This is a genomic window from Mesorhizobium sp. M1399, from assembly GCF_040317735.1.
Taxonomy (GTDB): Bacteria; Pseudomonadota; Alphaproteobacteria; order Rhizobiales; family Rhizobiaceae; genus Mesorhizobium.
Window position 1 is genome coordinate 1 of record NZ_JAMYKZ010000025.1, and the last position, 17,079, is coordinate 17,079.

Genomic DNA, 17,079 nt, shown 5'->3' on the forward strand with positions numbered 1-17,079 from the left:
GGGAATATCCCTCTGGGAGTAGCTGTCGCGTTGCCGAATCCAAAAATTCACAAGACCATCGATCCTACGCGGTCGTGCTTAAATGTCTGGTAGCGTTGTTTAGCGGGAAACCAACGCTACGGCCTCAGCTTCACAAGAGCATTGTCCGGCCGCTGCTATCGCCTACCTGCGACCATTATCGGGCGCTTCGAGCGGTCCATGAACCCTGTTGAAATCGGTGAAGGACATTACCGGCAAGGATGCAGCTTTCATCCGATGGCACGGCTCGGGGCCAGCGATAGCGGCAGCGGGGAAGCGCCTCATTGCCACCTTAACGCCACCCATGTTGTTCTCCTTCCCTGAAATATAGCTCAAGTATCCCGGCCCCGAAACGGGGGCGACATATGTGAGTATTGGGTCCTCAGGAAACAAGATGGCGTCGTCCGTGTCGACTATCCGTTCCGTGACGCTGCCCGCCGCATGTCCGATGCCTGATTGGCGAGGATTCGGGCTTCCGTCCGTTTGAAGCTGTCCGGCTGATTTGACTCAGCGCACTATCCACGGCCCCGGCGACGCGATCGGCAAGCATGCCGACGGCATGGCTGGGCTCTAAACGCGCCATACTCCAGTTGCAGTATCGTAGCTTCTTTGCCGTTCGAATTTCTCTCAGTCATGGCTTCGCACGATACCAAGATATGCTGCGAACGACACATCCACGGCGGGCTCAACCATTCGATCTATTCCGGCAAGCCGAAAAGTGTTTGCGCGCCTGCTATTCCTCCGAGCGGATGACTGCCCATGGCGATCATCGGCTCGGTAGTTTCTGCCTCGAACACTGTCGACGCGAGCACCGTCCGTCCCAACGGCTTGCACAGCCCTTCGATGCGGCTGACAAGATTTACAGCCTTGCCGATCGCGGTGAAGTCCAACCTGCCGGCAGTGCCGATGTTCCCCCAGAGTATCTCGCCGACATGCAGGCCAATGCCATATCCGAGCTCAGGGCCGCCATTGCGGCGCCGAGTTTGGTTGAGATGATCTATCCCGGCGCGCGTGGCCTTCACGGCGCGTACCGCAGCGTCACATGCGGCATTTGCATCGCGCTCGCCAATCGGGAAAATCGCGAGGACGCCATCACCTATAAACTTGAGAACCTCACCACCAAATGCGTGCACCGCGCCCGCGACGCAATCGAACCAGGCATCAAGTACCAATACGATCTCGTCTGCATCATGAACCTCGGATAGATCGGTGAAACCTCGAAGGTCCGCGCACAGAAGCGCAGCCCGTATCGTCTCTCCCTTTACTCGACGAGAATGACCGTTGAGCACATGTGCTGCACTGCGCTTTCCCAAATATGCTTCGAGCAATGCGCGTTTCGCGGACCGTTCTGCGAGTGCGGTCATCGGAGCCGCAGCAAACCGGGAGATTTGCCGCAGCAGCTCTGACTGCGCCTCATCCGGAGTATGATCGAACGCCCACACCAAAGTCGGTGCGACACCGCCCGCTCGCTCGTCGAACACCATCGCCCGCGTCGTGCCAAGCCACTCCCGCAGCACGAGCCGGGGATCGGCATTCTGGCGGTCGGCGCCTATGCCCAAAGCCTCGACCACTTCATTCCCAGGCGCTCGCCAGAGCCAGATGCGGCGTGAAATGATCGGGTCGGGAGCATCCTGCGCCAGCGCGCCGGCGATGATCGGCAGGCCGTCTTCCATCAAATGCGTTGAGAGCTGCAATAGAAGTCGCCCACCGTCGCCAATATGCGCGGCGTCGTCCAGAAGGAATGAAAGCGAGTTTGCGAGAAGCATCGGCAGAAGGTCACTCGGCACAGGCTTATGCTTACGCCTCGAACATCTTCTTGCAACTCCCCACATTCGCTTCAATCATGCACGGTATTCGATGCGGATGTGACCTGGAGTGAGCGATGGCGGAATCGGTTTACACAGAGATTGAGGTCGCCGCGCCACAAGCGACCGTGTTCGCGCTTTTGACGGATCCGGACCAGATCGTGCGATGGATCGGGACCGAAGCGAATTTGGATGCATCGCCGGGCGGTCTGTTCCTCGTCAATGTCGGTGGTCGCCATATGGCCCGCGGTGAGTTCACCGAGGTGATCCCGGTCCACCGTCTTGCCTACAGTTTTGGCTGGGAAGACAACGAGACCGTGCCGCCCGGCTCCAGCCATGTCGAGATCGACCTGATCGCGAGGGATGCGGGGACACTGATCCGCTTCACGCACAGCGGACTGCCGAACGCAAAGGAGCGTGACAGCCACCGAAGGGGATGGGAGCACTACCTCTCACGGCTGAAGATCACTGCCGATGGGGGACATGTCGATCCCGACGTGCCGATGAAGAATATGTGATTTTCATCTAAGGGCCGCGGATGCCCGTAATCCGAACCAGGCGCGGCATGCGTCAACGAGGCCCCTTTGACCTGCCGTCGCCAAACCGGCCGCTCGGGAAACCCAGCGACCTGCGGGCTGCCGCACCATTACAGCTGCCGGCGACGGATCGTTTCGGCGAGCTCGGCGAAGGCGTCCGCGATCCCGGTGCCGCTCTTGGCGCCTGCGTGGAGTTCTTGAAACTCAGCGCTTCTGGCGCAACGCCTCGGATTGAATTAGCATCCGTTCATCAAAGCTCCGGCCGCACTCCTGCAGGATGCGGAATGCGGAGCGCAGGCGAGCGAGGCCGGGCGCGGTCACATGCCGGGCGCTGATCCAAGCGCGACTGGGCATCCGAACTTCCGTTCGGCGGCAAGACGGCGTGGCCGGGAGGAGTCAGATGCAGAAGCTGCAATCACAAGGCGTCCATCACATCACGCTGGTCGGCGCCGATCGCCAGAGCTCCATCGATTTCTGGGAAGGCGTGCTCGGCATGCCTTTCATCTTCGAGCAGCCCAACCTCGACAAAGCCAGCGAAAGCCATCTTTATTTCGATCCGGGCGACGGCCGGCTGATCACCGTCTTCACCGACGAGAGCCGCACGCCGGTCAAGCGGCGCACGCCAACCGATACGGGCTGCGTCCATCACATCGCTTTCGCGGTGTCGCGCGTCACCTTTTTGCAGGCGGTCGGCCGGCTCGACGAGCGCGCCATCAAGCACAGCGGCGTCAAGGATCGCGGCTTCATGGACTCGATCTACTTCGAGGATCCGCTCGGCCTGCTGATCGAGCTCGCCTCCTACCGTTTCGAGCCGCCGGCGGGCTTCACCCATGCCGACGTGTTGATGCAGGCGCACAAGATCCGCGTCGCGCGCGGCGACTACGCAATAGCCGAGGTGCATCTCGCCGACGCGATCCAGGCGCTTGTCGAGCGCTCCCGCGCGACCTTGTCGGAAGACCGCGCTCCGAAAGATCCATACTGACGACAGGCCAAACAAAGGGAGGACACAATGGCAAAGACGACAACGAAGAGTGCGAAGAAGCCGGCCGCCAAGGCCGCTCCGAAACCAGTTGCCAAGGCCGCGACAAAGCCTGCAGCCAAGGCGTCGAAAGCGTCCGCCAAGTCGGCAACGAAAGCCGCCGCAAAACCTGCAGCCAAGGCATCCGCGAAGTCCGCGCGGAAGGCCGTAGCGAAATCAGCGAAAAAACCCGCGCTGATGCTCAGCATGCTGAAGCCGAGCGTCAACAATATGAGCGTACGGGTGTTTGCGCGCGCGGCCGGGCTCGACCATTCCGAGACCGACGTATGGGGCCACACGCGCTCGCCTGAATACATGGCGCGAAACCCGGCCCATTTGACGCCGATGATCGAGGACAAGGGCCTGCCGAGAGGTGTCTTGTGGGAAAGCTGCGCCATCATGCAGTACCTCGCCAACAAGCACGGGCTGGAGAAACTATATCCCAAGGCGCCGGCCAAGCGGGCAATGATCGACAGCGCCATGTTCTACCTGATCGGGACGCTCTACCCCTATGTGGCGCGCGCCACCTATCCTGCACTGAATTTCCCGCAATATGCCGGCGAGGTCGGCCACAGCGACGCTCATCCCGACAAGAAGTCGGAAGCCCAAAAGGCCGCTATAGAAGCGATAGCCGAGCCGCTGGAGGTGTTTCACAGCTTCTTCAGGAACGGCAAGCCGTTCATCGGCGGCAAGAACCCGTCGATCGCCGACATCCGTCTGGCGGCGACGCTCGAGTTCCTCGCCGTCATCGACTATGCGCTGCCCCAATGGGCAAAAGACTATATGACGGCGATCGAGAAGAAGCTCGGCAAGGCCTATGCCGAGCCGGCCGGCGATGTGCGCGGCTATATCGCCTATGTGCGGTCGCAGGCCAACGCCTGAGGCACGTGCAGGCCGGCGATCGTCCGTACGTTCTGCAGGAGCCGGTAACGATCTGGGGTAATTCTTTTTTACTCTCCCCTGTTTGCACGATGTGGGGAGCTTAAGGTTTCGTTAACCGAAACCCTTTCTACTGTATCCACCTCCAGCCCGCGACCACGGATGTACTGGCGCGGATGGAAAGCAAAGGTCGGCTGCTCGCCGGCCTTTTGCTTGTTGCAGCCCTGCCGAAGTTGCGGCCGACGGCGCTTCACGACGCCTGCATGGCTGATGAAGCGCGTTGCTGGCACCTTGTCATCGCCGATGTCGGCCCTACCATCGAAGTTAGTCACGTCCTCGAGGGCGGTTCAAGGACAGAGGCCCTGTCATGAAAAGCATTGCTGGAATGGTGGTGATTGCAGGCGCCATGCTGGCGGGCACAGCCGGTCAATCGAATGCAGCAACGCTCAACTCCATGCCCGAGGTCGGGGCTGCCATCCAGGCGTGCTGGACCCCGCCAGCGAATGCCGGGAACTCCACCGTCACCCTGAGCTTCAGCTTCAGGCGCAATGGCACGCTGATCGGCCGGCCCAAGCCGACTGCCATCCGCGTGGCCGGCGACGAGAAGGCGCGGCAAGCTTTTGTCGATGCGGCGATTGCGGCCGTGGACCACTGCCTGCCGTTGAGCCTTTCACCGGCGCTGGCTGAAGGCATCCCGGGCAAGGTGTTCACTCTGCAATTCAACTCGCCCAAACAAAAACAGCCTGCAACGCGGGTGCAGGCTTCGCCTTGATCTTTTCCGACAACCGGATTCTACTTTTCGGGATCTAGCGCATGTCGAGCAAAAGTGTGCAGCGGTTTTGCGACAACGACATGCATAAAACAAGAACCTAAGCGCGTCGCATGAGGCCCGGTCGACCGCGATGCGCTTTAGTGGCGGCTTCGTCTGGCCTCGACATGTCGCGCCAGTTCCGGCATTTCGAAGACATAGTCGCTCCAGGCCGATTCCGGAATCTGGCCGGCGAGATAGCACTCCAGCAAAAGCCTCTGCTCGTGGTCGAGCGGCCTCGGTGTGCGTTCATGGTCCAGCCCAAGTGAATGGAACAGATTCCTGGTCAGGCCCGCGACAGTGAAATGAATCGACATTTGCGGTCTCCTCCTTTGGCCGCTCAACGCCGAACTTGGGGCTAAGGTTTCAGCAACGGCCGGCCGGTAACGCCGGATTGATCGCGGTGCGGAACCGGCCGGGTGCTTCAAACTTCGCCGTGGCGCGAGTTCGCCGGCGTTGCTGCCGGTTCGTCTCAATCTTGAAATAAAAATGTAATATTGAATTTACGCCAGTGGATATAATACACTAGAACTAAAGTCTCTGGTGGCGGGGCGGTCTACTTCAATTAGGTAAAACTGATTTAGCCAGTACTTATCCATAGTCGACAAAGAAATCCTGTTCTCGGCGCAACAAGGACAATGGTCGCTCCAATGACACGCTTCTGGCTTCTCACGATTCTGATGCTGGTGTCGGCAATAGCCGTTGCGCTCGGCACGTCCTCCTCCTATGCGGATAGCTGCGGCGCGATCAGGAGCCAATTGCTTTCGGCGGGGCGTGGCGCCGGGACCAGCCCCGAGCTTGCCCAACTACGCCGGCAACTCGCCGCGATTCAAAGGCTGGAGAGACAGCGCCGATGCACGGCGAAAACGGCCGGGTTCTTCTTCAACCCCTGCGCCGACCTCGTAAGCAGCAAGGCGGAGGTGCAACGGCAGATCGCCAGACTGTCGAATTCGGGCAGGGACACCTCCGGCCTGAAGGCCAGGTTCGTCGCGCTGGGCTGCGCCGCCCCCGCTGCCAAGAAGCAGCAGGCGCAGCAAGACCAGCCGCCGGCGCAGCAGCGCACAGCACCCAAAACCCAGTCCGCAGGCGCAACAATGGGTGGCAATCGGATGCTGTTTTGCGTTCGCTTGTCGGACGGATATTTCTTCCCCGCGCCAAAATCGCAGTTCGCCAAGAACGACGATCTGAAGGAAACGGTCGATCAGTGCCGCTATATCTGCGACGATGCCGGCGTCGAACTCTATACGCTGAGCGATGCCACCCGCGAGACCGAAGAGATGATCGCGCTCGAGACGCAAAAGCCCTATGTGGAGCTTGCGACCGCCTTCAGGTACCGCGACGACGCGAACTTCAAGGCCTGCGACGTCAAGCGCTATTACCAGCGCGTCGCCGAACTCAGGGCACGAACCGTGACACCGGCCAACATGAGCAACGCCATCATTCCGTTGCCGACGGCAAAGCCGGATTTTGGCAGCGTCGCGGAAATTCCTGAATCCGGGATCGAAACCGCCGGTACCGCTCTCGCAGGGGCAAAAACGCCGGTTGCCGAGGTGCCAGGGGCTGCCCAGCATCAGTCGGTCGAAAGAGCGATCGGCGCGCGGCCGGTGAGAGTGGTCGGGCCGGCCTTTTTCCCGGCGGACTGACCAGGGCAGGCGATGTCCCGAGACGGCGAACGGCTGGCCGGATAGCCGCTTCAAGGCCTACAGCCGCACGTATCGACCGACGGCCGGTTGGTTATTCGCAGACCATGCGGGCCCGTTTGCCGGGCAGGCTGACATTCCTGCAGGTGAGCGGCTTCGCCGGCTCCGATGACAGCATGGGCGGGTTGGCGACGACCTTCCTTCGTGGCGCTGCAACGGAAGCTGCGCTCCTGCGCACCGCCGGCCTTTTCGGCGTTTGAGGCGCCACAGGAAAGACATCGGTCTCCAGCTGCGACTGTTCGGCTTGCGCCTGCGGAGAAGGCCGGTCCCAGAAACGGCGAACATCGAGCGGCTTGGGAATGATCACGGTGCCGTCATAGCTGCGCGCGCAGCCGGTTCCCAGAAGCAGCGCCAGGCACAGGAAGACAGGCAGAATCCGTCGAAACATCAGCAACACCCCTGCAAGCTTATAACGCTGCTTCGGCCCAACCGACAACCGGCGGAATAGTGCAGAGGGAGTAGGTAAGGTGAAGTAGAAATCGCCGCACTTCCAGTCGAAGGCCCCGCTCGAAAGATCGATCGCCGGGTCGGGCGCGGATGGAGGTCCAGCGCGAGGCGAATTAAAACCTTGCGATTCGTCACCGCTTCCAGCGTAAGGCCATGGTGCGATCGCACCATACCCAATGGCGCGCTCAGTCGCGACAATGGGATATTCGAAGTTCCGCTCCTCCAGTTACGGGCGGGAGCAGCGACCGCCGGCAAGAAACAGGGTCAGATTTACCCCAACGGACCTGTTTCGGCGATGGCGCGGCCATGACACGTTCTGGCTGCATGCAACGCGCTCCCGTCCGGCTTTTTTCTTCTCAAGGTCAGTGGCTGCTATCGTCGAGCGGACAAAGCCGGCCGGAATTCACGCAAGCTGCTGATTCCAGCGGCAAACCGCGGCCCATGCCGACAAAGCCCGCGGCCGTTCCTTCTTAACCCGGCTGGACGACGTTACCGGAGCGACATGAAACTGTCATGCGACTGTAATAATCGGGGGCTATTGGCCTCAGCGGGCGCCGGAGGAATGGCGCCGAGAGACCATATTCCGAACAGGAGCAGGCCACATGAGACATTTCATCCGCTCGGCGGCCGTTGCGATTGCAATGGCTGCGGCGACGACTACCCTCACCCTGTCCGCCGCGCTCGCCGCGGACATCTCCGGCGCCGGCGCCACCTTCCCCTACCCGATCTATGCGAAGTGGGCCGACACTTACAAGAAAGACACCGGCATTGGGCTTAACTATCAGTCGATCGGTTCCGGCGGCGGCATCAAGCAGATCAAAGCCAAGACCGTTACCTTCGGCGCTTCTGATGCGCCGCTGAAAGGCGAAGAGCTTGAATCGTCCGGATTGGCTCAGTTCCCGATGGTGATGGGCGGCATCGTTCCCGTCGTCAACCTCGAAGGCATCAAGCCGGGCGAGTTGGTTCTCGACGGCCCGACGCTGGCCGACATCTTCCTCGGCAAGATCACGAGCTGGGATGACGAGGCGATCAAGAAGCTCAATCCCGACGTCAAGCTGCCTTCGCAGGCGATCGCGGTCGTTCACCGTTCCGATGGGTCGGGCACGACGTTCAACTTCACATACTACCTCGGCGACGTCAGCGCGGACTGGAAAGAAAAGGTCGGCGTCGACAAGGCCGTGGAATGGCCCGTGGGCATCGGCGCCAAGGGCAATGAGGGCGTTGCCAACAACGTCTCCCAGACCGGCGGCGCGATCGGCTATGTCGAATACGCCTATGCCAAGCAGAACAAGCTCACCCACACCGATATGATCAACAAGGACGGCAAGAAGGTCGAACCCACCGCGGCGGCATTCTCGGCGGCAGCGGCCAATGCCGACTGGAGCTCGCAGCCGGGCTATGGCGTCATCCTCGCCAACGAGCCGGGCGCCGAGTCCTGGCCAATGACGGCGGCGACGTGGATCCTCCTGTACAAGAAGCCGGACGACGCGGCGACCACCGGCGAAGCGCTCAAATTCTTCGCCTGGGCATACGACAAGGGCGACGAGATGGCCGGCGAGCTGGACTACGTTCCGATGCCCGACAAGGTGGTCGAGAGCGTCAAGGCCATGTGGGCCAAGGAAGTCGTCGGCAGCGACGGCAAGCCGCTCTACTCGGCTATGTAATCTCCTCCAGGGAGGGCGTCGACGGCGCCCTCCCTGTTGCCTTCAATCGCGAGGACCCAATGACCATCGCTTCCGATGCCATGCTATCATCTGCAGCCCGGGCCAGGGAAGCTACGGTGCGGCGCTTCGCGCTCACAGACGCCATATTCCGCGGACTCACCCGCGCTTCCGCAATTCTTGTGCTGGTCATCCTCGGTGGTGTCGCAATCTCGCTGTTTGCCGGCTCATGGCAGGCCCTGTCGTCCTTCGGGTTCTCTTTCCTGACGACTGAAAGCTGGAATCCGGTAACGGAAAAATTTGGCGCGCTGGCGCCGATCTACGGCACGCTGGTCACGGCGGCCATCGCCATCCTGATCGCGGTTCCGATCGGCATCGGCATTGCCGTGTTTCTCACCGAACTCTGCCCGCGCCCGCTCAGGCGCCCGATCGGCATAGCGGTCGAGCTGTTGGCCGGCATTCCCTCGATCATCTACGGCATCTGGGGCCTGTTCGTGTTCGCGCCGTTCCTGCAGACGACGATACAGCCCTTCATCATCAACATCTTCCACGGCGTGCCGGGACTATCCAGCCTTTTCGCCGGCCCTCCTTACGGCATCGGCCTTCTGACCTCGGCGCTGATCCTCGCCATCATGGTGCTGCCCTTCATCACCTCGATCACCAAGGACGTCTTCGATACGGTGCCGGCGGTGCTGAAGGAATCGGCCTACGGCATCGGTTGCACGACCTGGGAAGTGACCCGGCGCGTGGTCATTCCCTATACCCGCATCGGTATCATGGGCGGCGTCATGCTTGGCCTCGGCCGCGCGCTCGGCGAAACCATGGCGGTGACCTTCGTCATCGGCAACGCCCACCGCATCAGCGCCTCCCTGTTCGCGCCGGGCACGACCATCTCGGCGACCATCGCCAATGAATTCACCGAGGCCGACGGCGATCTCTACACCTCTTCCCTGGTTTCGCTCGGCCTGATCCTGTTCGTCATCACTTTCCTGATCCTTGCCGCCGCCCGCTATATGCTGATGCGGATCGACGCCCGTACGGGAGCCTGACCGATGTCGACATCCTCATCGCTCCACAGCCGCCGCAAAGCCAGAAATTCGGTGATGATGGCGCTTTGCGTCGTCGCCGCCGGCATCGGGCTTGCCTGGCTGGCGCTCATTCTCGGTGCACTGGTCTATAAGGGCACAGCCGGGCTTTCGTTCGCGGTCTTCACCGAGATGACGCCACCGCCAGGCGAGGCCGGCGGCCTGCTCAATGCAATCGCGGGCAGCCTGCTGATGACGATCATCGCCGTTGTCGTCGGCACGCCGATCGGCGTGCTGGCGGGAACCTACATGGCCGAATATGGGCGTTTCTCGCGCATCACCACCGTCGTGCGCTTCATCAACGACATCCTGTTGTCGGCGCCGTCGATCATCATCGGCTTGTTCGTCTATGAGTTGATGGTGCGGCCAATGGGGCATTTCTCGGCCATAGCCGGCGCCGTTGCGCTTGCCATCCTGGTCATTCCGGTGGTCGTGCGCACCACTGAAGACATGCTCAACCTGGTGCCGAACGCGTTGCGTGAAGCCGGCGCCGCGATCGGCGCGCCGCGCTGGGTGGTGATCCGTTCGGTCGCCTACCGCGCCGCATTGTCCGGCATCGTCACCGGCATATTGCTGGCGATAGCACGCATTTCCGGCGAGACGGCGCCGCTGCTCTTCACCGCGCTCAACAACCAGTTCTGGAGCAGCAATATCAACGCGCCGATGGCCAGCCTGCCGGTGACCATCTTCCAGTTCGCTCTCAGCCCTTACGAGGAATGGCAGCAACTGGCGTGGAGCGGCGCACTCATAATCACCCTGACGGTTCTGGGCTTGAGCATCCTCGCCCGCAGCCTTACCGGACGCAGAGAGGACAGATGACACAGATGTTGTCCGCGGACATGACGATGACCGAGACGGTCGCCGAGAAGACGAAGATCGAGGTCAAGAACCTCAACTTCTACTACGGCCAGAGCAAGGCGTTGAAGGACATCACCTTGTCGCTGCCCGAGCGCAGCGTCACTGCCTTCATCGGCCCTTCGGGCTGCGGGAAATCGACGCTGCTGCGTGTGTTCAACCGCATCTACGAACTCTACCCGAAGCAGACAGCCGAGGGCCAGGTGCTGCTCGACGGCAAGAACATTCTCGACCGCTCGCAGGACCTCAATCTCCTGAGGACCAAGATCGGCATGGTGTTCCAGAAGCCGACGCCGTTCCCGATGTCGATCTACGAGAACATCGCCTTCGGCGTCAGGCTTTATGAGAATCTGGGCAAGTCCGAAATGGACGGCCGCGTCGAACAAGCGTTGAAGCGGGCCGCGCTGTGGGGCGAGGTCAAGGACAAGCTCAACGCCAGCGGCTTGAGCCTGTCAGGCGGCCAGCAGCAGCGGCTTTGTATTGCCCGCACCGTGGCGGTGAAGCCGGAAGTCATTCTGCTCGACGAGCCGGCTTCGGCACTCGACCCGCTGTCGACCGCCAAGATCGAGGAACTGATCGACGAATTGCAAGCCGACTACACGATCGTCATCGTCACCCACAACATGCAGCAGGCGGCGCGCGTATCGCGCCAGACCGCCTTCATGTATCTGGGTGAACTGGTAGAGTTCGACCGGACCGAGAAGATCTTCACGTCGCCCCGCGAGAAGCGCACGCAGGATTACATCACCGGCCGCTTCGGCTGAGCCGTTCCGATCACGCATATGAGGACAGGACCATGGGCGAACACACAGTCGCTTCTTTCGACGAGGATCTCGAGCAGATCAGCAAGCTGATCCGCGACATGGCCGACCTCGCCGGTTCGATGGTCGGCGGGGCGACCAAGGCCCTGTTGAATTCTGACAACGTGCTGGCGCAACGCGTCGTTTCCGACGATGCCATCATGGATGCGCGTCAACGCGAACTGGACGACCGCGCCATCACCCTGATCGCCAAGCGCCAGCCGATGGCCCACGATCTGCGCCATGTCGTCGGGGCGATCCGCATGGCCGGCGATCTCGAACGCATCGGCGACCTTGCCAAGAATATCGCCAAGCGTGTGAGTGCGGTCGGCCTTAGCGTCACACCGCGCGACCTATCGCATTCCATCGATGCGATGGCGCAGCTGGTGCTCATCCAGGTGCAGGGCGTCATCGAGGAGTATGCTGCAGGCGATGCGGCCGCGTTGGCCAAGCTACGCGCCGCCGACGAGCGCATCGACGTCAAATATACGTCGGTGTTCCGCGAACTGTTGACCTACATGATGGAAGACCCGCGCAACATCACCGCTTGCACGCATCTGCTGTTCTGCGCCAAGAATCTGGAGCGGATCGGCGACCATGTCACCAACATCGCCGAAAATGCGTATTATGTGCTGACCGGCGAGCAATTGCCGGTCAATCGTCCGAAGCAAGACGAAACGACAATGTCCGCACCGGCGACATGATGGGGGTGCCCAGCCGATGATCGCACCACGCATAATGGTGGTGGAGGACGAGGAGCCGTTGGGTGTGCTGCTCCGCTACAATCTCGAATCCGAAGGCTACCAGGTCGAGGTGGTGACACGCGGCGACGAAGCCGAGATCCGTTTGCAGGAGAATGTGCCCGATCTTCTGGTGCTCGACTGGATGATACCAGCGGTTTCCGGCATCGAGCTCTGCCGCCGGTTGCGGGTGCGCCCCGAAACCGAACGGCTGCCGATCATCATGCTGACCGCGCGCGGCGAGGAGAGCGACCGGGTACGCGGTCTTTCGACCGGCGCCGACGACTATCTGGTCAAACCGTTTTCGACACCGGAATTCATGGCCAGGGTCAAGGCGCTGCTGCGCCGCGCCAAGCCGGAAGTGCTGTCCAGCGTGCTGAAGGTCGGCGACATCGTGCTCGATCGCGAATCGCACAGGGTGTATCGCAAGAAGACCGAGATCCGGCTCGGGCCGACCGAATTCCGGTTGCTCGAATTCATGATGCGGCATCCGGGCCGCGTCTTCTCGCGCAGCCAGTTACTCGATAATGTCTGGGGCGAGACGATCTATATCGACGAACGCACCGTCGACGTGCATGTCGGGCGGCTGCGCAAAGCCGTCAACAACGGCCGCATGCCTGATGTCATCCGCACCATCCGCGGTGCCGGCTACGCGATCAGGGAAGATTGACCCGCCCAGTCAGGCTACGTTCTTTCTGACGCCGGGCCTCATTTGCGCGCCCGGCGCGAAAATCTGCTGGTCGACGAAGCTTAACGCCCGCATTGCACAGCCTTCGCGGATCAGCGGCAATTCGTTCGGCTCGGTATCGAAGGAGATCGAGCCCGAATGCTGGCCGCCGGCGGTCTGGGCGATGGCCTTCCGCAAGGCCGGCTCGATCAGATCAAAGGCGGCGGCACTGGCGCCGACCATTGCGACCGGTGCCGGATCGATCAGCGCGAACAGCGAGCCGAGACCGAAACCCAGCGCTTCGCCGGCCTTGCGGTAGGCTTCGCGTTCCGGCCCGTCCTTCTCGCGCGCCCGAACCGCCAGCGCGCGCATGTCGGCGTCGCTGACGTCGGCGACCGGTTGGCTGTCTTCGCTCATCTGCGTGGCGTTGCGCCAGATGGCGTAATTGCCGGCATAGGCCTCGATGCAGCCGCGCCGCCCGCAACGGCAGAGCGCGCCGCCCGGACGATGGATCATGTGGCCAAACTCGCCGCCCGAGGAATGCGTGCCGGTGAACAGCTCGCCCTTCAACACCAGCCCCATGCCGATGCCGTGCGAAAGCAGGATGGCGATGAAGTCGTCGCGATAGCGATCCGGATCGCGCCAGCGCAAAGCCACCGCCATCATATTGCAGTCGTTCTCCACCGTGGCCGGGATGCCGAATTCATCTTCCAGCATGTCGGCAAAGGCGATGTCCGTCTGGGGCGTGATCGGCGACCACAGCATGGCGCGTGCAGGGGAGTCGGTAATTCCCTGAATCGCCAGGGCGATGCGGGCGACACTGCGGACGTCAAGATCTGGATCGTCCAGCCGGCGCCGGACGATGGCCATGCATTCGCGGATCAGTTCGTCGCGCGGCATGGTCAGCGTGTCCAGCCGGCGCTGTTCCTCGGCGACCACCTGCCCCGCATAGTCGATGATGGCGGCCGACAGGAAATTCAGCGACAACACCACGGTCAGCACCGCCGCCGCTTCCGGATTGAGGGCGAGGCCGACCTGCGGACGACCGCGTTTCAACGAAACGGGTTCGCTTGCCTTGCTCTCGGCGAGGATGCCTTCCCGTATCAGGTCGGAGGAGATCGCCGATATGGTCGAATGGCTGAGGCCGGTGGTTGCGGCGATCTCCGTACGCGATGGCTGGCCGGCCCGGCGCACGGCCGAGATCACCATCGCCCGGTTGCGCCGGCGCAAATCGTCATGGCGGATTCCGACCGACATCGTTTTGCTTTCCTCCCGGTTTGCCGCGGCCGCTCATGAACCGGAAGCCGTCGGTAATGCCGACAAATAGTGTCGGATGAGGCAAATAGTGTCAGATGCAGGTGGCGCTGTCATCGTTTATTCCGAAGCTCGAAAAAAGTCGCAGCAACATCAAAATCCATCAGAATCGATGTTGACAGCAGCGGGAGATCGGGCCAGTATTTTTTCGAGGCTCGAAAAAATTAGCGCCTCTAAGCTGGCCTTTGGGGCCAATTGGTCACGCCGTACGCGGCGCAGGGAGGATATGATGAAGAAATTCACGACCGCCATTCTGGCGGGTGTCGCCATGACGCTGGCGCTTGCGTCGGTGGCGCAGGCTAAAGACAAGGTCATCGGCGTTTCCTGGTCGAACTTCCAGGAAGAGCGCTGGAAGACCGACGAAGCCGCAATGAAGGCGGCCATCGAGGCTGCCGGCGACAAGTATATCTCCGCCGACGCACAGTCCAATCCGGGCAAGCAGCTCACCGACGTCGAGAGCCTGATCTCGCAGGGCGCCAACGCACTGATCATCCTGGCGCAGGACGCCTCGGCGATAGGGCCGGCCGTGCAAAAGGCGCTGGACGAAGGTATTCCGGTTGTCGGCTACGACCGGCTGATCGAGAACAAGGACGTCTTTTACCTGACCTTCGACAACAAGGAAGTCGGCCGCATGCAGGCCCGCGACGTGTTCAAGGTGAAGCCGGAAGGCAACTATGTCTTCATCAAGGGCTCGGGCGCCGATCCGAATGCCGATTTCCTTTTTGCCGGTTCGATGGAAGTGCTGAAGGACGCCATCGACAGCGGCAAGATCAAGAATGTCGGCGAGGCCTATACCGACGGCTGGCTGCCGGCCAACGCCCAGAAGAACATGGAACAGTTCCTGACCGCGAACGACAACAAGGTCGATGCGGTGGTCGCCGCTAACGACGGCACTGCCGGCGGCGTCGTCGCCGCACTGACGGCGCAAGGGTTGGCTGGATCGGTTCCGGTCTCGGGCCAGGACGGCGACCACGCCGCGCTGAACCGCATCGCGCTCGGCACACAGACGGTCTCGGTGTGGAAGGACGCGCGCGAGCTCGGCAAGAACGCCGCCGAGATCGCCTCGCAATTGGCCGACGGCAAGCAGATGACCGACATTGCCGGCGTGAAGGATTTCACCACGCCCGGCGGCAACACCGTAAAGTCCCTGTTCCTGACCCCGGTCGCCATCACCAAGGACAACCTCAACGTCGTCATCGACGCCGGCTGGATCAAGAAAGAAGAGGTCTGCGCGGGCGTGGCGGCGGGCGCTGTTCCGGTCTGCAACTGATCCGAGTTTCCGAGAAGTCCGAACGCCGCGGCCGCTTGCCGCGGCGTTTTTTCAAGAAAGAATTGTTTTTCCGCTTCCGGCGGATAACTTCTAGGCTGCTTCCGGCATCCGCGGCAGACGGCAACCCGGCGGGAGAAACATCATGACCGACACGACTTCCAACACGCCGGTCGACAGCTCGACGGCAGACCGGGCGCGGGAATCGGAGGCCGGCGTCGTTGCCCGATTTCTCAAGGCAACCGAACTCGACACGCGCATGCTCGGCATGGTCGGCGCGCTGCTGGTCATCTGGGTCGGGATCCACATACTGTCGGGCGGGCTCTTCCTGACGCCGCGCAATCTCTGGAACCTTTCGGTGCAGACCTCGTCGGTGGCGATCATGGCGACCGGCATGGTGCTGGTCATCGTGATGCGTAACATCGATCTTTCCGTCGGCTCCGTGGAAGGCGTGATCGGCATGGTGATGGGCGTGGCGCAGGCCGAATTCCTCGTCCGCATCATGGGATTTCAGCTTGGCAGCCCCTGGCTGTGGGTCATCGCACTGGCCGCCGGCCTGGTGCTCGGCCTGGCTATCGGAGCGTTTCAGGGTTTCATCATCGCCTATCTCCAGGTTCCTGCCTTTATCGTGACGCTCGGCGGATTGCTGGTCTGGCGCGGCATGGCATGGCTGATCACCAGCGGGCGCACCGTTGCGCCGCTGGACAGGACCTTCCAGCTGATGGGCGGCGGACCACGGGGCTCGATCGGCGCCACCTGGAGCTGGATCGTCGGTGTCCTCGCCTGCGCGGCCGTTGCCTTCATGCTCTTCAACGGCCGCTCGCAGCGCAAGCGCTTCAACTTTCCGCTGCGCCCTGTCTGGGCGGAAAGCTTGCTCGGCGTGATAGCCTGCGCCGCCATCCTCGGCGCCGTGTGGATCGCCAATTCCTATCCTTGGCCGGTCGGCATCGTACGCCAATATGCCCAGCAGAACGGCATCACCGTTCCCGAGGGCGGGTTGTTCATCGCCCACGGCATCGCCATACCTGTGCTGATGGCCGTGGCCGCGGGCATCGTCATGACCTTCATCACCAGACGCACCCGTTTCGGCCGCTATGTCTTTGCCATAGGCGGCAATCCGGAAGCGGCCGAACTCGCCGGCATCAACACACGCTGGGTCACCATGAAGGTGTTCATGATCATGGGCGTGCTGGCCGCGATCAGTGCGGCGATCGCATCGGCGCGCCTCAACGCGTCGACTAATGCGCTGGGGACCCTGGACGAGCTGCTGGTCATCGCGGCGGCCGTGATCGGCGGCACGTCGCTCGCCGGCGGCTCCGGCACGGTGCTCGGCGCCATGCTCGGCGCGCTTTTGATGCAGTCGCTGCAATCCGGCATGGTGCTGCTCGGCATCGATTCGCCGCTGCAGAGCATCGTTGTCGGCGCCGTGCTGGTGGTCGCGGTGTGGCTCGATACCGTCTATCGCAAACGGGTCTAGTG

At 61.9% G+C, this 17,079-nt stretch carries 17 protein-coding genes; 13 read left to right on the forward strand and 4 right to left on the reverse strand.

Annotation, left to right across the window (positions count from 1 at the left end):
• Positions 1-716: 716 nt before the first annotated feature.
• Entirely contained in the window at positions 717-1,784 is a 1,068-nt protein-coding gene (locus NKH05_RS29270; RefSeq protein WP_023720940.1) for an adenylate/guanylate cyclase domain-containing protein, read from the reverse strand.
• Between the two features lie 116 nt (positions 1,785-1,900).
• On the opposite strand from NKH05_RS29270, the gene NKH05_RS29275 reads away from it, so the two are divergent.
• The 4 genes from NKH05_RS29275 to tolA all read left to right on the forward strand — a co-directional run bounded on the left by NKH05_RS29275 (position 1,901) and on the right by tolA (position 5,028).
• A complete protein-coding gene (locus tag NKH05_RS29275) occupies positions 1,901-2,341 on the forward strand; it encodes an SRPBCC family protein (RefSeq protein ID WP_023678521.1) in 441 nt (146 codons plus the stop codon).
• 418 nt (positions 2,342-2,759) lie between these two features.
• The gene (locus tag NKH05_RS29280; RefSeq protein ID WP_023720938.1) at positions 2,760-3,341 is read left to right on the forward strand and encodes a VOC family protein; all 582 of its coding nucleotides are present in this window, start codon (positions 2,760-2,762) and stop codon (positions 3,339-3,341) included.
• Positions 3,342-3,368: 27 nt separating this feature from the next.
• Positions 3,369-4,259 (forward strand): glutathione S-transferase family protein, encoded by an 891-nt coding sequence (locus tag NKH05_RS29285; RefSeq protein ID WP_023720937.1) that lies wholly within the window; start codon positions 3,369-3,371, stop codon positions 4,257-4,259.
• A 364-nt stretch (positions 4,260-4,623) separates the two neighbouring features.
• Positions 4,624-5,028: a cell envelope integrity protein TolA gene (tolA, locus tag NKH05_RS29290; RefSeq protein WP_023720935.1), complete on the forward strand. Its 405-nt coding sequence runs from the start codon at positions 4,624-4,626 to the stop codon at positions 5,026-5,028.
• A gap of 137 nt (positions 5,029-5,165) precedes the next feature.
• Here tolA and NKH05_RS29295 read toward each other — a convergent pair whose 3' ends face one another.
• The gene (locus NKH05_RS29295; protein WP_023720934.1) at positions 5,166-5,381 is read right to left on the reverse strand and encodes a hypothetical protein; all 216 of its coding nucleotides are present in this window, start codon (positions 5,379-5,381) and stop codon (positions 5,166-5,168) included.
• Between the two features lie 333 nt (positions 5,382-5,714).
• On the opposite strand from NKH05_RS29295, the gene NKH05_RS29300 reads away from it, so the two are divergent.
• A complete protein-coding gene (locus NKH05_RS29300; RefSeq protein ID WP_352817760.1) occupies positions 5,715-6,707 on the forward strand; it encodes a DUF2865 domain-containing protein in 993 nt (330 codons plus the stop codon).
• A gap of 91 nt (positions 6,708-6,798) precedes the next feature.
• On the opposite strand, the gene NKH05_RS29305 is transcribed toward NKH05_RS29300, so the two are convergent.
• Positions 6,799-7,152, reverse strand: coding sequence for a hypothetical protein (locus tag NKH05_RS29305; RefSeq protein ID WP_352494191.1), 354 nt, complete (start codon positions 7,150-7,152; stop codon positions 6,799-6,801).
• A gap of 661 nt (positions 7,153-7,813) precedes the next feature.
• Between NKH05_RS29305 and pstS the strand changes: the two genes are divergently transcribed.
• The 6 genes from pstS to phoB are packed head-to-tail and all read left to right on the forward strand — an operon-like array spanning position 7,814 to position 13,022.
• Positions 7,814-8,875, forward strand: a complete 1,062-nt coding sequence (pstS, locus tag NKH05_RS29310; RefSeq protein WP_031194537.1) for a phosphate ABC transporter substrate-binding protein PstS — start codon at positions 7,814-7,816, stop codon at positions 8,873-8,875.
• Positions 8,876-8,934: 59 nt separating this feature from the next.
• Positions 8,935-9,921: a phosphate ABC transporter permease subunit PstC gene (gene pstC / locus NKH05_RS29315; RefSeq protein WP_502896305.1), complete on the forward strand. Its 987-nt coding sequence runs from the start codon at positions 8,935-8,937 to the stop codon at positions 9,919-9,921.
• A gap of 3 nt (positions 9,922-9,924) precedes the next feature.
• Positions 9,925-10,776 carry a phosphate ABC transporter permease PstA gene (gene pstA / locus NKH05_RS29320; RefSeq protein ID WP_352588338.1) on the forward strand — a complete coding sequence of 284 codons (852 nt, stop codon included), beginning with the start codon at positions 9,925-9,927 and terminating at the stop codon, positions 10,774-10,776.
• The gene (gene pstB / locus NKH05_RS29325) at positions 10,773-11,576 is read left to right on the forward strand and encodes a phosphate ABC transporter ATP-binding protein PstB (protein ID WP_352494192.1); all 804 of its coding nucleotides are present in this window, start codon (positions 10,773-10,775) and stop codon (positions 11,574-11,576) included. The genes pstA and pstB overlap by 4 nt, the downstream gene beginning before the upstream one ends.
• A 32-nt stretch (positions 11,577-11,608) precedes the next feature.
• Positions 11,609-12,316 (forward strand): phosphate signaling complex protein PhoU, encoded by a 708-nt coding sequence (gene phoU, locus NKH05_RS29330; RefSeq protein WP_023720927.1) that lies wholly within the window; start codon positions 11,609-11,611, stop codon positions 12,314-12,316.
• Positions 12,317-12,332: 16 nt separating this feature from the next.
• Positions 12,333-13,022, forward strand: coding sequence for a phosphate regulon transcriptional regulator PhoB (gene phoB / locus NKH05_RS29335; protein WP_031194536.1), 690 nt, complete (start codon positions 12,333-12,335; stop codon positions 13,020-13,022).
• A gap of 9 nt (positions 13,023-13,031) precedes the next feature.
• Here phoB and NKH05_RS29340 read toward each other — a convergent pair whose 3' ends face one another.
• Entirely contained in the window at positions 13,032-14,276 is a 1,245-nt protein-coding gene (locus tag NKH05_RS29340) for an ROK family protein (protein ID WP_023720925.1), read from the reverse strand.
• A gap of 286 nt (positions 14,277-14,562) precedes the next feature.
• On the opposite strand from NKH05_RS29340, the gene xylF reads away from it, so the two are divergent.
• Both xylF and NKH05_RS29350 read left to right on the forward strand, forming a co-directional pair.
• A complete protein-coding gene (gene xylF, locus NKH05_RS29345; protein ID WP_352494193.1) occupies positions 14,563-15,603 on the forward strand; it encodes a D-xylose ABC transporter substrate-binding protein in 1,041 nt (346 codons plus the stop codon).
• A 142-nt stretch (positions 15,604-15,745) separates the two neighbouring features.
• Entirely contained in the window at positions 15,746-17,077 is a 1,332-nt protein-coding gene (locus NKH05_RS29350) for a sugar ABC transporter permease (protein ID WP_352494194.1), read from the forward strand.
• The last annotated feature ends 2 nt before the right edge of the window (positions 17,078-17,079 follow it).